This is a genomic window from Pseudomonas sp. H3_E07, assembly GCF_054668895.1.
In genome coordinates, this window is sequence record NZ_CP162795.1 from 3,854,709 (window position 1) to 3,878,736 (window position 24,028).

Here is a 24,028-nt window from a genome sequence, read left to right on the forward strand (position 1 = left end):
TTGATGAGCCCTTTTTTGTGCGCGACGGTTTGTGCCTTGACCCGATGCGGTCGGCAGCTTAAAACTTGGGGCTCACCTGCAGGGGCTTCCGATGATCACCAGCAAGCTGCCGAATGTCGGCACGACCATTTTCACCACCATGTCGCAACTCGCTGCCGAAACCGGCGCGCTCAACCTGTCCCAAGGCTTCCCGGACTTCAATGGCCCCCAGGGTTTGCTCGACGCGGTGGGCAAGCATATCGCCCTTGGGCATAACCAATATGCGCCAATGACCGGCCTGCCGGTGCTGCGGCAGCAAGTGGCCGCCAAGATCGCCCGCAGTTACGGGGCCACGGTCGATGCCGACAGTGAAGTGACCATCACCCCTGGCGCCACCGAGGCAATCTTCTGCGCGATCCAGGCGGTGATTCGTAATGGCGATGAAGTGATCGTGTTCGACCCCAGCTACGACAGCTATGAGCCTTCAGTGGAGCTGGCCGGTGGTCGCTGCGTGCATGTGCAACTGAGCCTGAGCGGCTTTGCCCTCGACTTCGAGAAAATAAAGGCGGCGCTGTCTCCGCGCACGCGCATGATCATTCTCAATACCCCTCACAACCCGACAGGTGCCTTGATCAGCCGCGCTGAGCTGGACCAGTTGGCCGAATTGATCCGTGACCGCGACATCTACCTGGTCAGCGATGAAGTCTACGAACACCTGGTATTTGACGGCGTGGCTCATGTCAGCGTGTTGGCGCACGAAGAACTCTACCCACGTGCGTTCGTGGTCAGCTCTTTCGGCAAGACTTACCACGTCACCGGTTGGAAAACCGGCTATGTGGTCGCGCCGCCAGCCCTCACCGCCGAACTGCGCAAGGTGCACCAATACGTCAATTTCTGCGGTGTGACCCCCCTGCAATACGCGCTGGCCGACTTCATGGCTGAACACCCTGAACATGTCGAGGAACTCCCGGCTTTCTACCAGGCCAAGCGTGACCTGTTCTGCGACCTGTTGGCAGCGTCCCGTTTCAGCTTTACCCGAGTGACAGGAACCTACTTCCAACTGGTGGATTACTCACAGATCCGCCCGGACCTGGATGACGTCGCCATGTCCCTGTGGATGACCCGCGAACACGGCGTGGCGACGATCCCGGTCTCGGTGTTATACCAGACCCCACCCCAAGGCCAGCGCCTGGTGCGCCTGTGCTTTGCCAAACGCGAGGAAACGCTGCGCCAAGCGGCGGAAAAACTATGCGTGATCTGAGTGCACTGCCGAACCTGAACATCGCCCTGGTCCAGACCAACCTGGCCTGGCATGACCGCCAAGCCAACCTTGAACACTTCGAGCTGCTGCTTGAACAAGCCCAAGGCGCCGACCTGATTGTGCTGCCGGAGATGTTCACCACCGGCTTCTCGATGGAGTCACAAACCCTCGCGGAGCCTGAGTACGGCCCGACCCATCATTGGCTCCAGGCCCAGGCGGCGAAGTACAACGCGGTGATCACCGGCAGTGTGATCATCCAGGCCGCGGACGGCAGCCACCGCAACCGCTTGTTATGGGCGCGTCCGGATGGCGAGGTGCTGCATTACGACAAGCGCCATCTGTTCCGCATGGCCGGTGAACACAATCATTACACCCCCGGCGAACGCCAGGTGCAGTTCGAATTGAAGGGCTGGCGTATTCGCCCGTTGATCTGCTACGACCTGCGCTTTCCGGTGTGGAGTCGCGACGCTCAGGACACTGACCTGCTGCTGTACACCGCCAACTGGCCGGGTGCGCGGCGTTCACACTGGAACCGGCTGCTGCCGGCGCGGGCCATCGAGAACCTGTGCTACGTGGCGGCGGTGAACCGTGTGGGCACGGATGGCAAAGGCTTTGCCTACACCGGGGACAGTCAGGTGCTCGACTTCCAGGGTGAGACCTTGCTCAGTGCGGGGGAGGCGGACGGGGTGTTCCAAGTGAACCTGGATGCGGCGGAATTGGCGGCTTACCGCACGCGGTTTCCCGCGAACTTGGACGCCGATACTTTTCAGTTTGTCTGAAGCACCGCCTTCGCGAGCAAGCCCGCTCCCACACTCGACCGCGTTTATCCTGTAGGAATACGGTCAAAATGTGGGAGCGGGCTTGCTCGCGAAGAGGCCATCAGCATCACCCACAACCTAAAGCAAAAAAGGCCCCTGGATTCTCACCCAGAGGCCTTTCATATTTCAGCAGCCAGTTACGCCGCCTTGGCTTCCTGCTGGCTCAACGAGCGATTCAGCGCACTGAACAGCGCCTTGAAGCTGGCGGTGGTGATGTTCTCATCAATACCCACACCATGCACCGGACGCTCACCGTTCACGCGCAGCTCGATGTAGGCCGCCGCTTTAGCATTGGTGCCCGCACCGATCGCATGTTCGTTGTAATCCATGATCTCCACACCAATCGGCAGGCCCGCCACGAGTGCTTCCAGCGCGCCATTGCCTTTGCCTTTCCAGTGCAGGTTGGTTTCGCCCTGGCCCTTGCCGGAGACTTCCACCTCGACAAAGCTGTTGCCGTTTTCTTCCTGCAGGCGATGGCTGACCAGCGCGTACGGCGTATTGGCTTGCAGGTACTCACGCTGCAGCAAGGCGTAGATCTGCGGCGCTGTCATCTCCAGGCCCACGCGGTCGGTTTCGGCCTGTACCACTTGGCTGAACTCGATCTGCATGCGACGCGGCAAGCTGATGTCGTATTCCTGCTCCAGCAGGTAGGCGATGCCGCCTTTGCCCGACTGGCTGTTCACACGAATCACCGCCTCGTAGCTGCGGCCAATGTCGGCTGGGTCGATCGGCAAGTACGGCACTTCCCACAGCGCATCGTCTTTCTGCTGGGAGAAGCCCTTGCGGATCGCGTCCTGGTGAGAGCCGGAGAAGGCGGTGTGCACCAGATCACCGACGTAGGGGTGACGTGGGTGCACCTGAATCTGATTGCACTCCTCGACGACCTTGCGCACGCCGTCGATGTCGGAGAAGTCCAGTTGCGGGTCGAGGCCCTGGGTGTACATGTTCAGGGCCACGGTGACCAGGTCGACGTTACCGGTACGCTCGCCGTTGCCGAACAGGCAGCCTTCGACTCGGTCGGCGCCGGCCATCAGGCCCAGCTCGGTGGCGGCCACGCCGGTGCCACGGTCGTTGTGGGTGTGCAGGCTGATGATCACGCTGTCACGACGGTTGATATGACGACCGAACCACTCGATCTGGTCGGCATAGATGTTCGGCGTGGCGCATTCCACGGTGGCCGGCAGGTTGAGGATCATCTTGTGCTCAGGCGTCGGGTTCCACACCTCGATCACCGCGTCACACACTTCCTTGGCGAACTCCAGCTCGGTAGCGCTGAAGGTCTCCGGGGAGTATTCGAAGGTCCACTGGGTTTCCGGCTGCTGGGCGGCGTACTTGACGAACAGCTTGGCGGCGTTGACCGCGATGGCCTTGATGCCTTCCTTGTCCTGGTTGAACACGATGCGGCGGAAGGACGGCGACGTGGCGTTGTACAAGTGCACGATGGCTTTCTTGGCACCGCGCAGGGATTCGAAGGTACGTGCGATCAAGTCTTCACGGCCCTGGGTCAGCACCTGAATGGTGGTGTCCTCGGGGATGTGGTTATCTTCGATCAGGGTGCGTACGAAGTCGAAGTCGGTTTGCGAGGCGGCCGGGAACGAGGCTTCGATTTCCTTCACGCCGACGGCGACCAGGGTCTTCCAGAAACGCAGCTTTTTCACCGCATCCATTGGCTCGATCAGTGACTGGTTGCCATCACGCAGGTCGGAGCTGCACCAGATCGGCGCTTCAGTGATGGTCTTCGACGGCCAGGTGCGGTCCGGGATGTCGATGGTCGGGAACGCGCGGTACTTCGAAGACGGGTCTTTGAGCATGCTCATCGGGAAATCCTTTGTTGTAGGGGCCGAGAAAAGGCGGCCTGCCGTGGAACTGTTTTTGGGATGCTTTTTAGAGGCGAGGCAGATCGATTCAGCCTGGCAGTCGTGCGCTGACGAGGCACAAACTGCGGTGCTGGCGGAGCTGAATGAGGGTGTGAGAGGTTTTCATAAGCTCAACCCTAACCGCCGGGGTGAAAGATGGCAAGCAGTCGCGAAAAATTGAGAGAAGTTCTGCTATCTACGTAGGAAACGAGATTTTGTGCCTGAGGATGTGTCGAGGGCTGGTTTTAATTGCGCGCCCATTATCAGGCGCGCAATCGAGCATTTCAGGGCTGGAACGCGCCGATAAAGATCGCCGGGTCGACCCGTGCATCGTTCAGGCTGATGTTCCAGTGCATATGCGGCCCGGTCGCGCGGCCCGTGGCGCCGACTTTGCCAACCACCGTGCCACGCGTGAGCTGATCACCGACTTTCACGTCGATCTTCGACATGTGGCAGAACATGCTGATAAAGCCCTGTCCGTGGTCGACGAACACGGTATTGCCGTTGAAGAAGTAGTTGCCCACCAGAATCACTTTACCGTTGGCCGGCGTCTTGATCGGTGTACCGGCCGGCACGGCAAAGTCCAGGCCTGAATGGGGGTTGCGCTCCTCACCGTTGAAGAACCGCCGCACGCCAAACTTGCTCGACAGTGGCCCGTTTACGGGTTTGTCCAACACCAGGTTGCTCGGCAAGTTCGGGCTGAAACTGCGGTAAGCCTTGATCTGCACCGCCAGTTCCGCCTCGATGCGCTTGAGCTGCGCCGGGTCGGGATTCACCTGGCTTTTGTTTTTCAGGGTGATGCGCTGTTCGGGGTACTTCTTGTAGCCGACGATAAACGGCAGGTTGCGCCCGCCGCTGGTGATACGTTCATTGCCGGGCTTGACCGTCAACGGAATGCCGACAATCGCCAGCCAGTTGTCCGCCTCCTTCACCACCAACACCGGCTTGCCCTGGTACGTGGCTTTGGGCGCAGCGGCGGAAGGGCCCAGTTCGACCACGGCAACCCCACCCGGCACCGGCTTGTTCAAGGTGCGGATGATGTAGCTATCGGCATGAGCATTAAAGGCAAGGCACAGCAGCATCAACACACTAAAGAGACGTGGCATCAGTTAGTCCAATAACGAAAGGGTGACGGGTGTCAGGTGGTTGTCTTCCACCCGCACTTGCAATTGGCCCTCACCGAGACGTGCGGTGAGGCGCTGGCCGGTGTGGGTTTGGGCGGCATTGCGAATGGCCTGGCCGCGTTCGTCCAGCAGGATGCTGTAACCACGGCCCAGGGTCGCCAGCGGGCTGACCACGTGCAGCGTCTGCATCTGGCTTTGCAGCTGCAGGCGCCGCGACTTGAGGCCTTCGCGCATGGCGCGGGGCAGGCGTTCGGCGAGGCTGTCCAGGCGTTGGCGCAGCAACGCCAGTTGCCTGCCAGGGTGTTGGCCGGCGAGGCGGGTTTCCAGGCGGATCAGGCGCTCACGGCGGGTATTGAGGCTGCGCTCGAAAGCTCGGCGCAGGCGCATGTCCAGATCATCCAGGCGCTGGGCTTGCTGGCGCAGGCGCTCGCCAGGGTGACGCAGACGTCGCGCCATGCCCTCCAGGCGCAGGCGGTCGTGGCTCAGGCGGTTGCGCATCAGCATCACCAGGCGGCGATGCAGGTTCTCGACCTGGCGCACCAGATGGCTGGCGTCCGGCGCGAGCAATTCCGCTGCAGCGGAGGGCGTCGGGGCGCGGACGTCGGCCACGAAATCGCTGATGGACACATCGGTCTCATGCCCGACAGCGCTGACGATTGGCGTGACGCAAGCGTCCACCGCACGGGCCACAGCTTCTTCGTTGAAACACCAGAGGTCTTCCAGCGAACCACCGCCCCGGGCCAGGATCAGCGCATCGAAGCCACGCGCATCTGCCAGTTTCAATGCGCGCACAATTTGCGGGATCGCTTCGCGGCCTTGCACGGCGGTCGGGATCAGCGTCAGTTCAATGTTGGGTGCGCGACGCCGGAACACACTGATGATGTCGCGGATTACCGCGCCAGTCGGCGAACTGATGATGCCAATGCGCCGAGGGTGCGCCGGCAACGGCACTTTGCGTTCGGCGCTGAACAAGCCTTCGGCGCTGAGTTTTTCCTTCAGTGCATCGAACGCCAGGCGCAATGCTCCATCACCGGCGGGCTCCACGGTATCCAGGATCAGCTGGTAATCACCCCGGCCCTCGAACAGCGAAACCTTGCCGCGCACCTTCACTGCCAGGCCATCTTTCAACGCCTGACGCACCCGCGCGGCGTTGTTGCGAAACAGCGCGCAACGCACCTGCGCGCCGCTGTCCTTGAGGGTGAAATACACATGACCAGAGGCCGGGCGGGCAAGGTTGGAGATCTCGCCTTCGACCCAGATATTGGTGAACACGTCTTCCAGCAACACCCGCGCACGGCCGTTGAGCTGGCTGACAGTCAGGACTTCGCGGTCCAGGCCCAGGCGGGCAAAAGGATCTTTAATCATGGGCGGCAGTTTATAGGCATTCGTGCAAGGTTTGGCAGAATTGCTCCACCAGCGCGCTTGGGGTCTGTACGCAGGCCAGGGCCACGGTGCTGAGGCAGTCCGGGTCGGCCAGGGGCAAAAAGTGCAGGTTGGTGGGGGCGATGTTCTGCATGGATTTTGGTAACAAGGCAATACCGAAGCCGGCCTGGATCAACTGCAATTGGGTGGTCTTGCGTGACATCACCCGTGCGGCCTTGGGGAAGAATCCTGCACGCATGCACAATTCGGCTGACAGATAACTCAAGCCGCCGCGCTGGGGATGGGGAATCGAGATGAACGCTTCGTCCTTCAACTGCTCCAGTGCGATAGGCGAATGGCTGCGCGCGAGTGCGTGATTCGGCGGCACCGCCAGCAACAGCTGCTCGCTATATAAAGGCACGACGCGTACGCCTTCGCGCTGGCGCAACACGGGCAGGCGCAACAGCCCAACGTCCATGCGACCATCAGCGATCTGTTCCAGCTGCGCTTCGGAGGACAGTTTGACGATATCCATCGACACCCCTGGGCAGCGTTCCAGCCAGGTGCTGATACCCTGCAGCAATGGACCGCTCATCGGCACCGTGCTCGAATGGCTCAGGCGCAGCGTCCCCCGTTCGCCATTACCTACCTGCGTCGCCATCTCGCTGGCCTTGAGCAGTTCGCTCAGCAGATTGCGTGCTCGCGGGTAGAACGCTTCACCTGCCGCAGTGAGTCGTGGTTGGCGTGCAGTGCGCTCGAACAGTGGCGTTTGCAACTGTGTTTCCAGCTCTTTGATCTGCCGGCTCAAGGCTGACTGCGCCACAAACAGGCGCTCGGCGGCGGCGCTGAAGCTGCCGCTGTCGGCGATTTCGACGAAGTAACGCAGTTGGCGGGTGGATATCACGCGTCATGCCTTTTCGAGATGGGTGGAGGGCTTTGAAGATATTAGTCGCATCCCTGGCCGCTGGCTAAAGTGAAGGCCATCTCTAATAAGGAATTACCCATGAGCCCGGTTGAGCTGATGAGTCAGTGGTCGTTTGGTGGTGCGGATTGGTTGGTGATCGGCGTGGGTGTGGTGGTGGCCTACATCGTGTTTGGCATCGCCGGTTTCGGCACAGCACTGGTCGCGGGGCCGATCCTGATACTGTTTATGCCGCTGTCGAAGATCATCCCACTGCTGGTGCTGCTGGATTTTGTCGCGGCGTTTGGCAACCTGCTGCAATCGCGGCGGGATGTGAACAAACCGGAATTGCTGCGCTTGCTGCCGTGCATGGCTATCGGTTGCACACTCGGCGTGGTGTTTTTGCTCAATCTGCACTCGGATCTATTGCTGCTATTGATGGGGCTGTTTATCAGTGCCTACGCGATTTACAGCTTGGCGGTGAAAGCGCGACCGACGCAGCTCGCGAGCGCTTGGTCGATTCCCATGGGTACGGTTGGCGGGTTGTTTGGGGCACTGTTTGGCAGTGGTGGCTTTTTATATGCGATCTACCTGAACAGCCGCCTGCCCAAGGACGCGGCGCGTGCCACGCAAAGCGCGCTGATCAGCTGCAGCACGGTGGTGCGCCTGAGCCTGTTCCTGGTTGCCGGGGTGTATGCGGATCTGCCGCTGCTGATGTTGGCGCTGTGCCTGTTGCCGGCGATGGCCCTGGGGCTGTGGTGTGGGCGCAGGCTGACGATGCGCATGTCGCGCGAGGCGTTTGTGCGGTTGGTGACCTGGCTGGTGCTTGCCAGTGGCATAGCATTGATTGGACGGTATTTGAGTACTTGACCTGTGTGGAGCAGGGATTAAGCTGCCAGCCTTCAGGGCCCCATCGCGGGCAAGCCCGGCTCCCACACTGGAATGCGATCAACCGTGGGAGCCGGGCTTGCCCGCGATGGCGTCAGACGCCACACCGCAGGACTCCCATGAATTCCCAAAGCATCCTTGTTCCGAAAATCTCCACCTTGCCCGTCCACGAACCCCGCGCCCGGGCGATCGTGCGCTGGCTGGTGCGCAAGAACATCATCAAGGAAGAGCTGACCACCTGTGGCCGCACCGGCAACCGCATGGGCTATGCCTTGGCCGACGGCGCCCGCGCTGTGGTGTTGTACCCCGAGGCGTTGCCGTTCAACGAGCCGATCAACGGCCTGGAGATCATCTACAAGCGTTGCATCTACACGCCGGCCAAGGGCTTTCTCGAAGAAGCCGGTTGCCCGGAATGCCGCAAGGAAGTCGGCGAAGCGCTGTTCGAAAGCCTGGAAGACTGGATGCCCGGCCACACCGACAACTTCACGTGCCCGCTGTGTGGGCATGAAGACGACATCAACGGGTTTCTTTTCCTGCAGGAATGCGGGTTTTCCAACTTGGGATTCATCTTCAATAACTGGGCAGAAGCGGGGTTCAAGCAGAGCTTTATCGACGAATTTGCCGATTGGTTGGACCAGAAGATGAGTTGGGTCAAAGTCGAGCTTTAATCTGTCTGTAGGTGCGAGCTCGCGCCGACAGAAAGGCAGTAGATTTTCTCCATCTATCAGTATTACCAAGTTTGTCAGAGTTTTACATTGAGCCCGACAGGGTGCATGTATATAATGGCGCGCTTCCATTTTCCCGCTCGGGAGCCCCCGCGATGCTGCGTATCAGCCAAGAAGCTCTGACATTCGACGACATTCTCCTAGTGCCCGGTTATTCCGAGGTGCTTCCTAACGAAGTCAGTCTCAAGACCCGCCTAACCCGTGGCATCGAGCTGAATATTCCTCTTGTTTCCGCTGCCATGGACACCGTCACTGAAGCCCGTCTGGCCATCGCCATGGCTCAGGAAGGCGGCATCGGCATCATCCACAAGAACATGACCATCGAGCAGCAAGCTGCCGAAGTGCGCAAGGTCAAGCGTTACGAAGCCGGTGTGGTGAAAGATCCAATCACCATCGAAGCCGACGCCACCGTGCGTGACCTGTTCGACCTGACCCGTCTGCACAACATCTCCGGCGTTCCGGTGCTGCACGATGGGGACCTGGTCGGCATCGTCACTTCCCGTGACGTGCGTTTCGAGAACCGTCTTGAAGTCACTGTCCGTGAAGTGATGACGCCGAAAGAGCGTCTGGTCACTGTCAAGGAAGGCGCCGACAAGAACGATGTGCGCGAACTGCTGCACAAGCACCGCATCGAGCGCGTGCTGATCGTCGACGACAAGTTCGCCCTCAAAGGCATGATGACCGTCAACGACATCGAAAAAGCCAAGGCTTACCCACTGGCCAGCAAGGATGACCAAGGTCGTCTGCGCGTCGGCGCGGCGGTCGGCACTGGTAAAGACACCGGTGACCGTGTTTCGGCCCTGGTCGCTGCCGGTGTTGACGTGGTGGTGGTCGACACTGCCCACGGTCACTCCAAAGGCGTGATCGACCGCGTGCGTTGGGTCAAACAGAACTTCCCTGAAGTGCAAGTGATCGGCGGCAACATCGCCACCGGCGCTGCTGCCAAGGCCCTGGCCGAAGCGGGCGCGGACGCCGTCAAGGTCGGTATCGGCCCAGGGTCGATCTGCACCACGCGTATCGTTGCGGGTGTGGGCGTGCCGCAAATCAGCGCCATCGCCAACGTCGCCGCCGCCCTTGAAGGCACTGGCGTTCCGTTGATCGCCGACGGCGGCATCCGTTTCTCCGGTGACCTGTCCAAGGCCATCGTGGCCGGCGCTTCCTGCGTGATGATGGGCTCGATGTTCGCCGGTACTGAAGAAGCGCCAGGCGAGATCGAACTGTTCCAGGGCCGTTCCTACAAGGCTTACCGTGGCATGGGTTCGCTGGGCGCCATGTCCCAGGCGCAAGGTTCTTCCGACCGTTACTTCCAGGACTCCTCGGCAGGCGCCGAGAAGCTCGTACCGGAAGGCATCGAAGGCCGTGTGCCGTACAAAGGCACCCTGAGCGCGATCATCCATCAACTGATGGGCGGCCTGCGTTCCTCGATGGGCTACACCGGCAGCGCCGACATCGAAGAAATGCGCACCAAGCCAGAGTTCGTACGGATCACCGGCGCCGGCATGGCTGAATCCCATGTCCACGACGTGCAGATCACCAAGGAAGCGCCAAACTACCGCGTAGGTTGAAGCTTCCAGCAAAATGTTAAGTAACCGGGGCTGTTCTTCAGCCCCGAGTTGTTTCTGATTCATTAGACGAGACTGACTTCATGGCCCTCGACATTCACGCCCACCGCATCCTGATCCTCGATTTCGGTTCCCAGTACACCCAGCTGATCGCCCGCCGCGTGCGTGAAATCGGCGTGTACTGCGAACTGCATCCGTTCGACATGGACGACGAAGCGATCCGCGAATTCGCACCGAAAGGCGTCATCCTCGCCGGTGGTCCAGAATCCGTGCACGAAGCCAACAGCCCGCGCTGCCCGCAAGCGGTCTTCGACCTGGGCGTACCGGTGTTCGGCATCTGCTACGGCATGCAGACCATGGCCGAGCAACTGGGCGGCAAGGTGGAAGGCTCCGAGCTGCGTGAATTCGGTTATGCCCGTGTGGACGTGGTCGGCAAGAGCCGTCTGTTGGACGGCATCGAAGACCACATCGACGCCGACGGCCTGTTCGGCCTCGACGTGTGGATGAGCCACGGTGACAAAGTCACCAAGATGCCGGAAGACTTCCACATCCTGGCCAGCACCCCAAGCTGCCCGATCGCCGGCATGTTCAGCGACGAACGTCGTTACTACGGCGTGCAGTTCCACCCGGAAGTGACCCACACCAAGCAAGGCGGCCGCATCCTGTCGCGCTTCATCCTCGACATCTGCGAGTGTGAAGCCCTGTGGACCCCGTCGAAAATCGCTGAAGACGCCATCGCCCAGGTGCGCGCCCAGGTCGGCACCGACAACGTATTGCTCGGCCTGTCCGGCGGCGTTGACTCCTCCGTGGTAGCCGCCCTGCTGCACAAAGCCATTGGCGATCAACTGACCTGCGTGTTCGTCGACAACGGCCTGCTGCGCCTGCACGAAGGCGAGCAAGTGATGGCTATGTTTGCCGAGAACATGGGCGTCAAGGTGATCCGCGCCAACGCCGAGGACCAGTTCCTCAACAACCTGGCCGGCGAGTCCGACCCGGAGAAGAAGCGCAAGATCATCGGCCGTACCTTCATTGACGTGTTCGATGCCCAGTCCAGCAAACTGGACAACATCAAATACCTCGCCCAAGGCACCATCTACCCCGACGTGATCGAGTCGGCCGGCGCCAAGAGCGGCAAGGCCCACGTGATCAAGTCCCACCACAACGTGGGTGGCCTGCCTGAGGAAATGAACCTCAAGCTGGTAGAGCCGCTGCGCGAACTGTTCAAGGACGAAGTCCGCCGTCTGGGCCTGGAGCTGGGCCTGCCGTACGACATGGTCTACCGCCACCCATTCCCAGGCCCAGGCCTGGGCGTGCGGATCCTCGGTGAAGTGAAGAAGGAATACGCCGACCTGCTGCGTCGCGCCGACCACATCTTCATCGAAGAACTGCGCAAAGCCGACTGGTACCACAAAGTCAGCCAGGCTTTCGTGGTGTTCCAGCCGGTCAAGTCCGTTGGCGTTGTCGGCGATGGCCGTCGTTACGCCTGGGTCGTGGCCCTGCGTGCCGTGGAAACCATCGACTTCATGACCGCCCGCTGGGCACACCTGCCGTACGAACTGCTGGAAACTGTCAGCGGCCGTATCATCAATGAAATCGAAGGCATTTCGCGCGTGACCTATGACGTGTCGAGCAAGCCGCCGGCGACGATTGAGTGGGAGTGATCCCTCATCGCACTACACAAAGGCCCGCGTAAAGCGGGCTTTTGTTTTTGTCGGTACAGGCGTTAAACATTATCTCCGCCAGCTGCGCCAGCCCGGTTCCTTCAAGGCACATTTTTATATAGATGTGCTGTCTCATTGGCAGCCGCTGCGCCGCTCATCGGGACTGAGATTTTTTCAGTGCCGCTGACGAAGCCCACGTCACCCAGCGAAACCGAGCTTGAGGGCGTTTTGCATCGTCGTCAGGCTGGATTCCGTAGGCTCGGTCAGCTCGGGCGTATGTGGAACTTTCACTCTGCAGATGGCTCTACAAAGGCCTTCTTTTAGACTATTCAGGGATCGAATGAAAACTTCTTTGGCGTTTCCGCTCGCGATCACTTTCGCTCTTATCATGACTGGCTGCAGCAGCCGTCAGGCGGGTGATCTTACTTCAGAGCCGGTCGTTCCACTGGCCATGAATGACCATCAAGCCAGCGTGACTTTCCGTACCATAGGCGGTGAGGGTGATCGTCCTGTCAGTTACACGTACGGGTATGCCAATACTGGATTTGTGAGCGTGGGGGAGCGGGTTTACGACTCTGCTTACTTCAAGCGCATACCGGCTTATCTGAAGAAAATCGGCGGTGGTACTGACAGCGTCAGTAAGCTGGTCGAGGCGGACAAAACGTTGTTCGTGAAAGGGGAGGTCAAGGACAAACCGTTTACCTTTAACGGTATTCCCATGCCTACGCCGTTCGACAAAGAGCAGCCTGTTGCGCAGCAATTCACCCCGCAAGCGAAGAAAAATTACGTGGTTGAAACCGTGATCGCCGACACGTGGGTCATGAACGTGTACGAAGTCTCCGCAACGGGTGAGCGCAAGACCATTGGCGTTCCGAAAAAAGATGCCGGCGCAAACTGACTGCGCAGAGATCCTTGAGAGGCAAAGGCTGAGCGTGATGGGGTGTTATCGACGCGCTACCGTCGATGACCACGCCGCGAGAGTGATGCAGTACTCAGGCGAGCGTTGAATAACAAAACCCCGGCCAGGTGCCGGGGTTTTGTGTTTCAGGCTGCAGGCCAAGTCAAAAAAACTCGTCCAGCAAACAATAGAACTTCAGACGCTGCTCATCGGGCTCCACACCATACACCTGAAAAAAGGGCTTCACCCATGCCTGGCCCAGGTTGCGTTCAATACTTCGCGCTGCCAGGGCCAGGTCTTGATAACGGTCACTGATCCCCAGGCGACCGCAGTCGATGAAACCGCTGAAGCGACCATCGGCTGTCATGAAGTTCGGCAGGCAGGCGTCGCCGTGGGTGACGACCCGATCATGGGTCTTTGGCTGGGTCGACAACAGTTCGGCAAACACGTCCTCGGCACTTCGCCCCAGTCGCTCGTCGTCAAAGTCCGACGCGTCCACCAGCCCCGCGCTGACGTGTTCCCGGGCGCGGGTGATACGTTGATCAAGTGAGTGATCGAAGGGGCAAAGTGCGACAGGAAGCTGATGCAACGTACGCAGCGCTGTCGCCAGTATGTGGATGACCTGCGCGGCAGAAAGCTCGTTGGCGCTGGCCAGGTTCTGTCCGGGCACGGTGGTCATCAGCAGCCAATGGCGATGGTCTTCTTTCACTTCATCCAGGACCCCAGGCGCAGGCAGATCAACTTGCCGCAGCCACCGAAGCCGCTCGATTTCGTCTGCCAGCTCACCGTGTTCCTCAAGGGGTTCGGACTTCAGGAACAGGTCCGGGCCGTCGTCCTGGCGCAGGCGAAAGACATCTGCGCGCGATTCGCCGATGACTTGCTGCTCAATGAGCGCATCAGGGTATTGTTCACGCCATTTGTTTGGAATTTTCATGGATGTTTCCGGCTTACCGACGCGCAATGTCCGAAAAATAAAACTTATCCAACGTATGCCGCGACTCGGTGTACTCGAACTGCCGCCCGTCCTGCAAAAACGTCTGGTTACTCACCACGATCACATGGCTCTGCCCTTCGAGGTCCAGGTGGGTCTGGTCGTCCTTGCCGCGTGGCAGGGCTTCGATGGTGCGTTGGGCGTAGGCAATTTGCAGCTGCAATGTCTGTTCGATAAAGGCGTAGATCGACTGTTCGGCAATCGAGCGGTCCAGGCCGGGGATCACGTCGGCCACGAAGTGGTTGATGTCGAGGATCACCCGTTTGCCGCCGATGCGCCGTACCCGTTTGATACGGGTGATCAGGGTGCCGGGTTCTGCTTCGATGTGTTGCAGCAGTGAACCTTCCAGCGGGAATTGAGTGAATTCGACCACTTCTGTGTGCACGTCATCGCCCAGGTCGGCGTGGGTTTCGTGGAAGCTGACGATACCGCCCAGTTGGAACTCGATCGGGTTGGGCGACAACACGAAAGTACCCTTGCCGTGGATCTTTTGCGCAAACCCTCGCTCCTGCAACTGCTCGATGGCCCGACGCACGGTGCCTCGGCTGGCCTGGTAGCTGTCCATCAGTTCGGTTTCGGAGGGAAGGCGTGTGCCGCGCTGCAGGCGTTCGGTGGTGATGCTGGCAAGCAGATCCGTATAGATCTGGTTGTATTTGCTCATGGGGATGGCTCTTTGCCGGGGTTGCGGTCAAGGCAGGAACCTTAGTGGCAGAGAGGGTGTTTGTCCATTAGACCCTTGGCTTTATGCGGCTTGCAGCGATGCGCTGTCCTACAAAAAATAAACAAAGTGTAACTCGTACAGACGAGTTGTTGCTTTAACTCGTACAGACGAGTACTTTTGGCCTCGGCGTGCTGCCAATGACTGTCCCCCAATAAAAAAATCAAAGTGGAAACCAAGCATGAGCCACGACTATTCGACCATCGCCCGCGAGATTCTCGAGAACCTCGGGGGCAGCGACAATCTTGAGCAAGCTGCCCATTGTGTTACCCGCCTGCGCCTGGCACTCAAGGACCCGAGCCTGGTCAACAGCAGCGCACTGAACCAGGTCGACCTGGTCAAGGGGTCGTTCTTCACCGGTGGGTTGTTCCAGGTGGTGATCGGCCCCGGCGAAGTGGAGAAGGTCTACGCCGCCCTGCGCGAACAGACCGGCCTCGCCGCCGCCACCATCGCCGACGTGAAGAAGAAGGGCGCCGACAAGACCAACGCGATGCAGCGTCTGGTGCGGGTGTTCTCCGACGTGTTCATGCCGATCCTGCCTGCGCTGATCATTGCCGGCCTGTTGATGGGTGTGAACAACCTGATGGGCGCCCAGGGCATGTTCATCGAGGGCAAGACGCTGCTGGAGGCCTATCCGAACCTGGATGGCCTGTGGAGCCTGATCAACCTGATGGCCAACACCTCGTTCGTGTTCCTCCCGGCGCTGGTGGGCTGGTCGGCGGCCAAACGTTTTGGCGGCAGTGAAATCCTCGGCATCGTGCTTGGCCTGATGCTGGTGCATCCGGATTTGCTCAACGCCTGGAACTACGGCAAGGCGGTCGCCGGGCTGGACGGCCAGAGCCTGCCGTACTTCGATATTTTCGGTTGGTTCAAGATTGAGAAAGTGGGTTATCAGGGGCAGATCCTGCCGATCCTGATGGCCGCCTATGTGATGAGCGTGATTGAGAAATGGCTGCGGGCGCGAGTGCCCAATGCGATTCAACTGCTGGTCGTGCCGATTACCACCATCGTCGTCACTGGCGTGCTCGCCCTGGCCATTATCGGTCCGGTGACCCGTCACCTCGGCATCCTGATCACCGAAGGCGTGGTCACCCTGTTTGACCTGGCGCCGATGGTGGGCGGGGCGATTTTCGGCCTGCTGTACGCCCCGCTGGTGATCACCGGCATGCACCACATGTTCCTCGCCGTGGACCTGCAACTGATCTCCACCCAGGGCGGCACCTTCATCTGGCCGATGATCGTCATGTCCAACCTGGCCCAGGGCAGCGCCGCGCTCGCGGTGTTCTACACCACCCGCAATGCGCGGGACAAAAGCATGGCGTCCACCTCAGCGATTTCCGCGTACTTCGGCATCACTGAACCGGCGATGTTCGGGGTGAACCTGCGCTTCAAATTTCCCTTTTATGCGGCCCTCGTGGGCTCGGCGTTGGGCAGCATTTTCCTCGCGCTGAACAAGGTGCAGGCGTCGGCCATTGGGGTGGGGGGCTTGCCTGGGTTTATCTCGATCGTGCCGCAATCCATTGCGGTGTTTGTGATCGGCATGGTCATCGCGATGGTGGTGCCGTTTGTTTTGACCTGTGGGTTGAGCATGAAAATTGTTCGGCCGGGGTATCGCGTCGCTTGATCGATTGCTATCGCAGGCAAGCCAGCTCCCACATTTGAAATGCATTCCAACCTGTGGGCGCGGCGGTGCGACGACTCGACTCGCTCGCGAAGGGGCCCTGAAGGCCAGCACACAACTCTACTGAAGGAACCCACCATGCAAGACTGGCAACACTCGGTGATCTACCAGATCTACCCCAAAAGCTTCCACAGCCACGCGGGTAACGCCACCGGTGACCTGCTGGGCATCGTGGACAAACTCGACTACCTCAAATGGCTCGGTGTCGACTGCCTCTGGATCACGCCATTCCTGCGCTCGCCGCAACGGGATAACGGCTACGACATCAGCGACTACTACGCCATCGACCCCAGCTACGGGACCATGGCTGACTGCGATCTGCTGATCAGCGAAGCGGCCAAGCGTGGCATCAAGCTGATGCTCGACATCGTGGTCAACCACACGTCCATCGAGCACGAGTGGTTCCAGCAGGCGCGCAGCAGCCTCGACAACCCCTACCGCGACTTCTACATCTGGCGCGACCAGCCGAACAACTGGGAATCCAAGTTCGGCGGCTCGGCCTGGGAATACGAGGCGCAGACCGGCCAGTACTTCCTGCACCTGTTCGATCACACCCAGGCCGACCTCAATTGGGACAACCCCAAGGTGCGCGCCGAGGTGTTCAAGCTGATGCGCTTCTGGCGCGACAAGGGTGTGGGTGGTTTCCGCCTGGACGTGATCAACCTGATCTCCAAGCCCGCCGATTTTCCCGAGGACAACACTGACGGCCGCCGTTTCTACACCGACGGCCCGAACGTGCACGAATACCTGCAGGAAATGCACCGCGAAGTCTTCGAAGGGCATGACCTGATCAACGTCGGCGAAATGTCGTCCACCAGCCTGGAGCACTGCATCCGCTACTCGCGGCCGGAGTCGAAAGAGCTGTCGATGACCTTCAACTTTCATCACCTGAAAGTCGACTACCCGAACCTGCAAAAGTGGGTGAAGGCGGATTTCGACTTCCTGCAACTCAAGCAGATCTTCACCGACTGGCAACTGGGCATGCAGGCCGGCGGTGGATGGAACGCGTTGTTCTGGTGTAACCACGACCAGCCACGGGTGGTCTCGCGTTTCGGCAATGACGGCGAGCATCGTGTGGTCTCGGCGAAGATGCTGGCGACTGCGCTGCACTTCCTCCAGGGCACGCCGTATGTGTACCAGGGCGAAGAGCTGGGCATGACCAATCCGGGCTTTGACAGGATCGAGCAATACCGTGACGTGGAGTCGCTGAACATCTTCCGCCTCAAGCGCGATGCCGGTGAGCCCGAGGCGTCAAGCATGGCGGCGATCATGCAGAAGTCGCGGGATAACGGGCGTACGCCAATGCAGTGGAATGCCGGGGAAAACGCCGGTTTCAGCACCGGTGAGCCCTGGATTGGCATTCCGGCCAACGCGGCGCAGATCAACGTCGAAAGCCAACTGGATGACCCGGACTCGGTGCTGCATCACTACCGCGCGCTGATTGCCTTGCGTCGTCACGAACCGCTGATCCAGGAAGGTGTTTACCGCCCACTGCTGCAAGACCACTTGCGGGTCTGGGCGTACCTGCGTGAAGGCCATGGCGAGCGCCTGCTGGTGCTGAACAACTTCTACGGCACGCCCTGCGAGATCCAACTGCCGGACAACGTGATCAACCCGGCCCGCGAACAGCGCGTGCTGATCAGCAACTACCCCGACTGCCCGCAACGTACCGCCACGGTCACGCTGCGTCCTTACGAATCGTTTGTGCTGCACCTCACGGATTGAGACCCGCTGCAACCCCGTGTGGGAGCACGGGGCGCTTCAAAAACCATAATAAAAATATCGGAGTGCTTCATGAAAACAACAATAAAGCTGGGCCTTGTTGCGTCTTGTCTGGGCCTGCCGTTTGGCGCTCAAGCCCTGGAATTTGCCGGTTACCTGCGCAGCGGCGCGGGTACTTCGACGGGCAGCGGCCCACAGCAATGCTTCCAGCTGCCAGGGGCGCAAACCAAGTACCGTCTGGGTAACGAATGCGAACAGTACGCCGAGCTGGAATTGCGCCAGGACCTGCTCACCCTCGATGACGGCTCAGTGCTCAGCGTCGATGCCATGGCATCGCTCTACAACAAGTACGACCGCGCGCTGAAGTTCCAGGGCGAAAACAACGGCTCGGCGCGCATGCCGCAGATGTATGCGCAGTGGTCCAACCTGCCCAGCCTCAATGGCGGTTCGCTGTGGGCCGGCCGGCGTTACTACAAACGTAACGACATCCATATCTCCGACTTCTACTACTGGAACCAGAGCGCCACGGGCGGGGGTATCGAGGACGTGCTGATCGGTGATCTCAAATACAGCTACGCTATTTCGCGCAAGGACAACCTGTACCAGAAGGAATACGCTACCCGTCACGACTTCAACGTCGCGGGCTTCAAGACCAACCCCGGCGGCGAGCTGGAGCTGGGTCTAAGCTACATCGAAAAAGCCGGCGGGCGTGACACCAACAGTGGTTGGGCGCTCACCGCGCAGCACGTGCAAAAGCCTTTCCTCGGTGGCAAGAACAAGTTCGCCCTGCAGTACGGCGAAGGCCCCGGCACCGGCCTGGGCTATACCGGCAATACCTTCCTGGATAAGAGCAGCAAAAGTTACCGCGCCGTGGAGTTTTTCGACTGGCAGGTAACCCCGCGTTTTGGTGGGCAGATCGAGGCGGTGTACCAGAAGGATATTCGTCCCGGCAGCCAGGATCAGACCTGGATGTCCCTCGGTGTGCGCCCGGCTTACGCGATCAGCGAGCAGTTCAAACTGGTCACCGAACTTGGGCATGACCAAGTCGACGCCACCGGTGGCACGCGCAAACTGAGCAAATTTACCTTCGCCCCGACCTGGTCGCCCAAAGGCCCGGAGTTCTGGGCCAGGCCGGAAGTGCGTTTGTACTACACCTATGCCACCTGGAACAAAGCGGCCAAGCGCGCGGCGAATGAATTGGCGGCGGGCTCGGCGTTGTCCGACACCGGTTCCTATGGCACGGCGCGGCATGGGGCGAATGTTGGCGTGCAAGTCGAATACTGGTGGAAGTAAATCTGTAAATGTACGCGGACTAAATGTGGGAGCGGGCTTGCTCGCGAATGCGGTGTATCAGGCGACACATGTATTGGATGACCCACCGCTTTCGCGAGCAAGCCCGCTCCCACATTTGATCTTCGTCATCCCAGGACTCACATCCACCCAATGATTTTTACAGAACAAAACAGCAGGTGAAGTCATGACCACAACTCAACCCCTGGAATTGCTGGCGCCCTTATCGGGTGTACTGCTGGCGCTGGACAAAGTGCCTGATCCGGTTTTTTCCAGCCGCCTGATCGGCGATGGCCTGTGCATCGACCCTACGTCACAGACGCTTTGCGCGCCGCTGGCCGGGGTGATCAGCAATATCCAGGACAGTGGGCATGCGGTCAGTGTCACTGACGACAACGGCGTCCAGGTGTTGATGCATATCGGCCTGGACACCGTGAACCTCGCGGGCCAAGGCTTCACCCGGCTGGTGCAGGAAGGCCAGCGGGTGGAGGCCGGGCAGCCGCTGATCGAATTCGATGCCGACTACGTGGCGCTCAATGCACGCAGTTTGCTGACGTTGATGCTGGTGGTCAGCGGCGAGCCATTCAGCCTGTTGGCAGACGGCCTGGTGGAAACGGGCCAGCCGCTGTTGCAGTTATCCCCAAGTGGAGCCGTCGAAGCAGTGGACGAGGAGGAGGGCGATGCGCTGTTCTCCAAGCCGCTGACCTTGCCCAACGCCAACGGTCTGCACGCGCGCCCGGCAGCGGTGTTCGCCCAGGCGGCGAAGGGGTTCAACGCAAGCATTTACCTGCACAAGCAAACCCAGAGCGCCAACGCTAAATCGCTGGTGGCGATCATGGCGTTGCAAACCGTGCAGGGCGATACCTTGCAAGTGAGCGCGGCGGGGGAGGACGCCGAGGCGGCGATCAAGGCGTTGGTGGCCTTGTTGGCTGAAGGGTGTGGCGAGGCGGTGGTGAACGTTGCCGAGCCGGTCGCAACGCAGTCGTCGGCGACCTTGCTGCGGGGCGTGTGTGCATCGCCGGGCTCGGCGTTTGGGCAAGTCGTTCAAGTGACTGATCCGGAGCTGGTCATCACGGAGCAAGGCACCGGCGGAGCAACGGAACGTGCTGCTTTGACGCGTGGCCTGCTCGCCGCCAATAAAGCGTTGCAGGTGTTGCAGGACAAGGCTGCCGGCAGCGCCCAGGCAGAGATTTTTCGCGCACATCAGGAGCTGCTCGAAGACCCGACCTTACTGGAACACGCCCACCGCCTGCTGGGGGAAGGCAAGAGTGCCGCCTTTGCCTGGAACAGTGCAACGCTCGCCACCGTCACGCTCTTCCAGGGGGTGGGCAATGCACTGATCGCCGAGCGTGCGGCAGACCTGGCGGACGTCGGCCAGCGCGTGCTTAAACTGATCCTGGGTATTCAGGACAGTGCCTGGGATTTGCCGGAGCGCGCGATCCTGATCGCCGAGCAACTGACGCCTTCGCAGACGGCCAGCCTGGATACACGCAAGGTGCTGGGTTTTGTCACTGTCGCGGGTGGTGCGACCAGCCACGTCGCGATCCTCGCCCGCGCCCTGGGCCTGCCGGCTATTTGCGGTGTTCCGGCCCAGGTGTTGGCGTTGGCCAATGGCAAGCAGGTGCTGCTCGACGCCGACAAAGGCGAGTTGCACCTGGAGCCGAACCTGGCCGAGATCGAACAGTTGGAGGCCGCCCGCAAACACCAGGTGCTGCGCCATCAGCGCGACGTGGCGCAGGCATCTCTACCGGCCACCACCCGCGACGGCCATCACGTCGAAGTGACCGCCAACGTGGCCTCGTTGCAGGAAGTCGAGCACGCCCTGACCCTCGGCGGCGAAGGCGTTGGCCTGTTGCGTTCGGAGTTTCTCTACCTGGACCGCAACCGCGCGCCAAGCCCCGAGGAGCAAGCCGGCACCTACACCGCGATCGCCCGTGCCCTGGGCACCGAGCGCAACCTGGTGGTGCGCACCCTCGACGTCGGTGGCGACAAACCTTTGGCCTATGTGCCGATGGACGCCGAGACCAACCCCTTTCTCGGCCTGCGCGGTATCCGTTTATGCCTGGAGCGTCCGCAACTGCTGCGCGAACAATTCCGCGCGATCCTCGCCAGTGCCGGTTTTGCGCGGCTGCACATCATGTTGCCGATGGTCAGCCTGCTGTCGGAGCTGCACCTGGCACGCAAGATCCTGGAGGAGGAAGCGCTGGCACTGGGGCTCACTGAGTTGCCGAAGCTGGGCATCATGATTGAAGTGCCCTCGGCGGCGCTGATGGCGGACGTGTTCGCGCCCCATGTGGATTTCTTCTCCATCGGCACCAACGACCTGACCCAATACACCCTGGCCATGGACCGCGACCACCCGCGCCTGGCCAACCAGGCCGACAGCTTCCACCCGGCGGTGTTGCGCCTGATCGCCACCACGGTCAAGGCCGCCCATGCCCACGGCAAGTGGGTAGGCGTATGCGGCGCATTGGCCTCCGAAGCGCTGGCCGTGCCGGTGTTGATCGGGCTGGGCGTCGACGAGTTGTCAGTCAGCGTGCCGTTGATCCCCACCATCAAGGCCACTGTGCGCGAGCTGGATCTGGCTGACTGCCAGATCATCGCCCGCCAGGTGTTGGGCTTGGAAGAAGCCGCCGAAGTGCGTGAGGCCCTGCGCCAATATCACGCGGCTACTGTTGAATCCTCACCTGTCGTGGAGCACTGAACATGTTCGAGAAATTACAGAGGGCATTCTGGAAAGCCCTGACGCCGGATTTGATTGCCGAGACCGTCACTGCGCCGAAGCAAAGTCTGTTGTCGGCCGAGGTGCTGAACGCGTTGGGTGGGGCGGATAACCTCAAGTCGCAGCAGCGCGTGGCGCTGACGCGGGTGAGGGTGCAGTTGCAGGATGTGGCGAAGATGGATGCTGCGGCGTTAAAGGCTGCGGGTGTTCCGGGGGGTATGGTGTTGGCAGATGGGGTGGTGCATCTGATCACCGGCCTCTAAGCCTAGTGGAGATCCAAATGTGGGAGCGGGCTTGCTCGCGAATGCGGTGTATCAGTCAGCCTGTGTAGCGACTGACTCACCGCTTTCGCGAGCAAGCCCGCTCCCACATTAGTCTTAGGGTGTTTGGGAGTGCGTCTTACAACTGCGGGTTATCTTCCGGCGGCTTGGTCTTATCCACACCCGGCACGTGCAGGTTGCCCTCAACCACCTGGTTACCCTCTAACTGTGGCTGCGTCACCCAGGTAAGAATGTCGTAATACCGCCGGATGTTCGCCACAAAATGCACCGGCTCACCGCCGCGCGCATAACCGTAGCGGGTCTTGCTGTACCACTGCTTCTGCGACAGGCGCGGCAGCATCTTCTTCACGTCCAGCCACTTGTTCGGGTTCAAGCCTTCGCGCTTGGCCAGCGTGCGGGCATCTTCCAGGTGGCCGGTGCCGACGTTGTAGGCGGCAAGGGCGAACCAGGTGCGATCCGGTTCGGCAATGCTGTCGTCCAGCTCGTCCTTGATCTTGGCCAGGTACTTGGCGCCGCCCATAATGCTTTGCTTGGGGTCCAGGCGGTTGGACACGCCCATCGCCTGGGCGGTGTTCTGGGTCAGCATCATCAAACCGCGTACGCCGGTCTTGGAGGTGACGGCCGGCTGCCACAGCGATTCCTGATAACCGATGGCGGCCAGCAGGCGCCAATCGACCTTTTCTGCCTTGGCATAGGCGCGGAAGTGTTTCTCGTATTTGGGCAAGCGCTGCTGCAGATGCTGGGCGAAGGTGTAGGCACCCACATAGCCGAGAACATCGACGTGCCCGTAGTAGCGGTCTTTCAGACGCTGCAACGTGCCGTTCTTTTCGACTTTATCCAGGTAGCTGTTGATTTCGTTGAGCAGGCTGTTGTCTTCCCCCGCGGCCACGGCCCAGCTCTGGTTGCTGGCGTTGCCCAGGTCGAACGCCACGCGCACGTTGGGGAAGTACACCTGGTTCATCGCCACTTCGTTGGAGTCCACCAGGGTCAGGTCGATTTGCCCTTCGTCCACCATGCGCAACAGGTCGACGACTTCAACGGCGTCGGATTCTTCGTATTCAATCGCAGGGTTCTGTTTTTTAAGCTCTGCCAGTTGTTCGGCGTGGGTGCTGCCCTTGAGCACCATGATCTTCTTGCCCACCAGGTCTGCCGCGTTGGTCGGGCGCGACTGGCCGTTGCGGTAGATGATCTGCGGGGTAACTTCCAGGTAAGGATGGGAGAAACGTACCTGGGTCTGGCGCTGTTCGCTGCTGACCAGGCCGGCCGCCGCGAGAACCGGGCCATTGGGTTTGCCCAGTTGGCCGAACAGGTCGTCGAGGTTGTCGGCGGTCTCGATCTCCAGTTTCACGCCCAGGTCATCGGCGAAGCGCTTGACCAGTTCGTATTCGAAACCGGTTTCACCGTTGCGGTCCTGGAAATAGGTCGCCGGACTGTTCCGGGTGACCACCCGCAATACGCCATCCTCCTTGATTCGCTCGAGCGTGCTGGGTTTATCAACACAGGCGCTGAGCATCAGGAAGAGTCCGGTGGCGATGAGCCATTTGGCGCATCGCGGGCGCAAAGCAGTTGGGGAGAACATCTGCGCAGT

Annotated in this window: 19 protein-coding genes; 12 read left to right on the top strand and 7 right to left on the bottom strand. The window is 60.4% G+C overall.

Going from position 1 to position 24,028, the window contains the following annotated elements; translation table 11 throughout:
- Positions 1-91 precede the first annotated feature (91 nt).
- Both AB4O08_RS17675 and AB4O08_RS17680 read left to right on the top strand, forming a co-directional pair.
- A complete protein-coding gene (locus AB4O08_RS17675) occupies positions 92-1,240 on the top strand; it encodes a pyridoxal phosphate-dependent aminotransferase (protein WP_460114247.1) in 1,149 nt (382 codons plus the stop codon).
- A complete protein-coding gene (locus AB4O08_RS17680) occupies positions 1,228-2,019 on the top strand; it encodes an amidohydrolase (RefSeq protein ID WP_021492274.1) in 792 nt (263 codons plus the stop codon). The genes AB4O08_RS17675 and AB4O08_RS17680 overlap by 13 nt, the downstream gene beginning before the upstream one ends.
- 176 nt (positions 2,020-2,195) lie before the next feature.
- Here the strand turns inward: AB4O08_RS17680 and leuA are convergent, their stop codons facing one another.
- From leuA to AB4O08_RS17700, 4 genes are all read right to left on the bottom strand, one after another.
- Positions 2,196-3,875, bottom strand: coding sequence for a 2-isopropylmalate synthase (leuA, locus tag AB4O08_RS17685; RefSeq protein ID WP_010207924.1), 1,680 nt, complete (start codon positions 3,873-3,875; stop codon positions 2,196-2,198).
- Positions 3,876-4,198: 323 nt separating this feature from the next.
- The gene (locus AB4O08_RS17690; RefSeq protein WP_010207926.1) at positions 4,199-5,020 is read right to left on the bottom strand and encodes a M23 family metallopeptidase; all 822 of its coding nucleotides are present in this window, start codon (positions 5,018-5,020) and stop codon (positions 4,199-4,201) included.
- Positions 5,021-5,023: 3 nt separating this feature from the next.
- Positions 5,024-6,403 (bottom strand): exodeoxyribonuclease VII large subunit, encoded by a 1,380-nt coding sequence (gene xseA, locus AB4O08_RS17695; protein WP_010207928.1) that lies wholly within the window; start codon positions 6,401-6,403, stop codon positions 5,024-5,026.
- Between the two features lie 10 nt (positions 6,404-6,413).
- Positions 6,414-7,304, bottom strand: coding sequence for a LysR family transcriptional regulator (locus tag AB4O08_RS17700; protein ID WP_045791650.1), 891 nt, complete (start codon positions 7,302-7,304; stop codon positions 6,414-6,416).
- Positions 7,305-7,403: 99 nt separating this feature from the next.
- Between AB4O08_RS17700 and AB4O08_RS17705 the strand changes: the two genes are divergently transcribed.
- The 5 genes from AB4O08_RS17705 (at position 7,404) to AB4O08_RS17725 (ending at position 13,035) form a co-directional block, all read left to right on the top strand.
- On the top strand, positions 7,404-8,171 hold the full coding sequence (locus tag AB4O08_RS17705; protein WP_010207934.1) for a sulfite exporter TauE/SafE family protein: 768 nt from the start codon (positions 7,404-7,406) through the stop codon (positions 8,169-8,171).
- A gap of 137 nt (positions 8,172-8,308) precedes the next feature.
- Positions 8,309-8,857, top strand: coding sequence for a hypothetical protein (locus tag AB4O08_RS17710; protein ID WP_021492272.1), 549 nt, complete (start codon positions 8,309-8,311; stop codon positions 8,855-8,857).
- 152 nt (positions 8,858-9,009) lie between these two features.
- Positions 9,010-10,479, top strand: a complete 1,470-nt coding sequence (guaB, locus tag AB4O08_RS17715) for an IMP dehydrogenase (protein ID WP_010207937.1) — start codon at positions 9,010-9,012, stop codon at positions 10,477-10,479.
- Positions 10,480-10,559: 80 nt separating this feature from the next.
- Entirely contained in the window at positions 10,560-12,137 is a 1,578-nt protein-coding gene (gene guaA / locus AB4O08_RS17720; RefSeq protein ID WP_010207938.1) for a glutamine-hydrolyzing GMP synthase, read from the top strand.
- A 340-nt stretch (positions 12,138-12,477) separates the two neighbouring features.
- Positions 12,478-13,035 (top strand): hypothetical protein, encoded by a 558-nt coding sequence (locus AB4O08_RS17725; protein WP_010207940.1) that lies wholly within the window; start codon positions 12,478-12,480, stop codon positions 13,033-13,035.
- Between the two features lie 163 nt (positions 13,036-13,198).
- Here the strand turns inward: AB4O08_RS17725 and AB4O08_RS17730 are convergent, their stop codons facing one another.
- Entirely contained in the window at positions 13,199-13,969 is a 771-nt protein-coding gene (locus AB4O08_RS17730; RefSeq protein ID WP_460114248.1) for an APH(3')-II family aminoglycoside O-phosphotransferase, read from the bottom strand.
- A 13-nt stretch (positions 13,970-13,982) separates the two neighbouring features.
- Positions 13,983-14,687 (bottom strand): trehalose operon repressor, encoded by a 705-nt coding sequence (gene treR, locus AB4O08_RS17735; RefSeq protein WP_010207942.1) that lies wholly within the window; start codon positions 14,685-14,687, stop codon positions 13,983-13,985.
- Between the two features lie 238 nt (positions 14,688-14,925).
- On the opposite strand from treR, the gene treP reads away from it, so the two are divergent.
- The 5 genes from treP to AB4O08_RS17760 all read left to right on the top strand — a co-directional run bounded on the left by treP (position 14,926) and on the right by AB4O08_RS17760 (position 22,422).
- Positions 14,926-16,368 (top strand): PTS system trehalose-specific EIIBC component, encoded by a 1,443-nt coding sequence (treP, locus tag AB4O08_RS17740; RefSeq protein ID WP_106119588.1) that lies wholly within the window; start codon positions 14,926-14,928, stop codon positions 16,366-16,368.
- Between the two features lie 135 nt (positions 16,369-16,503).
- Complete coding sequence (treC, locus tag AB4O08_RS17745) at positions 16,504-18,150, top strand: alpha,alpha-phosphotrehalase (protein WP_010207945.1); 1,647 nt, start codon at positions 16,504-16,506, stop codon at positions 18,148-18,150.
- A 69-nt stretch (positions 18,151-18,219) separates the two neighbouring features.
- Positions 18,220-19,440, top strand: coding sequence for a carbohydrate porin (locus AB4O08_RS17750; RefSeq protein ID WP_460114249.1), 1,221 nt, complete (start codon positions 18,220-18,222; stop codon positions 19,438-19,440).
- Positions 19,441-19,624: 184 nt separating this feature from the next.
- Positions 19,625-22,141 carry a phosphoenolpyruvate--protein phosphotransferase gene (ptsP, locus tag AB4O08_RS17755; RefSeq protein ID WP_460114250.1) on the top strand — a complete coding sequence of 839 codons (2,517 nt, stop codon included), beginning with the start codon at positions 19,625-19,627 and terminating at the stop codon, positions 22,139-22,141.
- Between the two features lie 2 nt (positions 22,142-22,143).
- Positions 22,144-22,422 carry a PTS transporter subunit EIIB gene (locus tag AB4O08_RS17760; protein ID WP_010207949.1) on the top strand — a complete coding sequence of 93 codons (279 nt, stop codon included), beginning with the start codon at positions 22,144-22,146 and terminating at the stop codon, positions 22,420-22,422.
- Between the two features lie 136 nt (positions 22,423-22,558).
- Here the strand turns inward: AB4O08_RS17760 and mltF are convergent, their stop codons facing one another.
- A complete protein-coding gene (mltF, locus tag AB4O08_RS17765) occupies positions 22,559-24,019 on the bottom strand; it encodes a membrane-bound lytic murein transglycosylase MltF (protein WP_010207950.1) in 1,461 nt (486 codons plus the stop codon).
- Positions 24,020-24,028 lie beyond the last annotated feature (9 nt).

Excerpts from the sequence above, each read along its gene's own strand:
- AB4O08_RS17675 (WP_460114247.1), top strand. The coding sequence starts at position 92 with ATGATCACCAGCAAGCTGCCGAATGTCGGCACGACCATTTTCACCACC.
- AB4O08_RS17680 (WP_021492274.1), top strand. The coding sequence starts at position 1,228 with ATGCGTGATCTGAGTGCACTGCCGAACCTGAACATCGCCCTGGTCCAG.
- leuA (WP_010207924.1), bottom strand. The coding sequence starts at position 3,875 with ATGAGCATGCTCAAAGACCCGTCTTCGAAGTACCGCGCGTTCCCGACC.
- AB4O08_RS17690 (WP_010207926.1), bottom strand. The coding sequence starts at position 5,020 with ATGCCACGTCTCTTTAGTGTGTTGATGCTGCTGTGCCTTGCCTTTAAT.
- xseA (WP_010207928.1), bottom strand. The coding sequence starts at position 6,403 with ATGATTAAAGATCCTTTTGCCCGCCTGGGCCTGGACCGCGAAGTCCTG.
- AB4O08_RS17705 (WP_010207934.1), top strand. The coding sequence starts at position 7,404 with ATGAGCCCGGTTGAGCTGATGAGTCAGTGGTCGTTTGGTGGTGCGGAT.
- AB4O08_RS17710 (WP_021492272.1), top strand. The coding sequence starts at position 8,309 with ATGAATTCCCAAAGCATCCTTGTTCCGAAAATCTCCACCTTGCCCGTC.
- guaB (WP_010207937.1), top strand. The coding sequence starts at position 9,010 with ATGCTGCGTATCAGCCAAGAAGCTCTGACATTCGACGACATTCTCCTA.
- guaA (WP_010207938.1), top strand. The coding sequence starts at position 10,560 with ATGGCCCTCGACATTCACGCCCACCGCATCCTGATCCTCGATTTCGGT.
- AB4O08_RS17725 (WP_010207940.1), top strand. The coding sequence starts at position 12,478 with ATGAAAACTTCTTTGGCGTTTCCGCTCGCGATCACTTTCGCTCTTATC.
- AB4O08_RS17730 (WP_460114248.1), bottom strand. The coding sequence starts at position 13,969 with ATGAAAATTCCAAACAAATGGCGTGAACAATACCCTGATGCGCTCATT.
- treR (WP_010207942.1), bottom strand. The coding sequence starts at position 14,687 with ATGAGCAAATACAACCAGATCTATACGGATCTGCTTGCCAGCATCACC.
- treP (WP_106119588.1), top strand. The coding sequence starts at position 14,926 with ATGAGCCACGACTATTCGACCATCGCCCGCGAGATTCTCGAGAACCTC.
- treC (WP_010207945.1), top strand. The coding sequence starts at position 16,504 with ATGCAAGACTGGCAACACTCGGTGATCTACCAGATCTACCCCAAAAGC.
- AB4O08_RS17750 (WP_460114249.1), top strand. The coding sequence starts at position 18,220 with ATGAAAACAACAATAAAGCTGGGCCTTGTTGCGTCTTGTCTGGGCCTG.
- ptsP (WP_460114250.1), top strand. The coding sequence starts at position 19,625 with ATGACCACAACTCAACCCCTGGAATTGCTGGCGCCCTTATCGGGTGTA.
- AB4O08_RS17760 (WP_010207949.1), top strand. The coding sequence starts at position 22,144 with ATGTTCGAGAAATTACAGAGGGCATTCTGGAAAGCCCTGACGCCGGAT.
- mltF (WP_010207950.1), bottom strand. The coding sequence starts at position 24,019 with ATGTTCTCCCCAACTGCTTTGCGCCCGCGATGCGCCAAATGGCTCATC.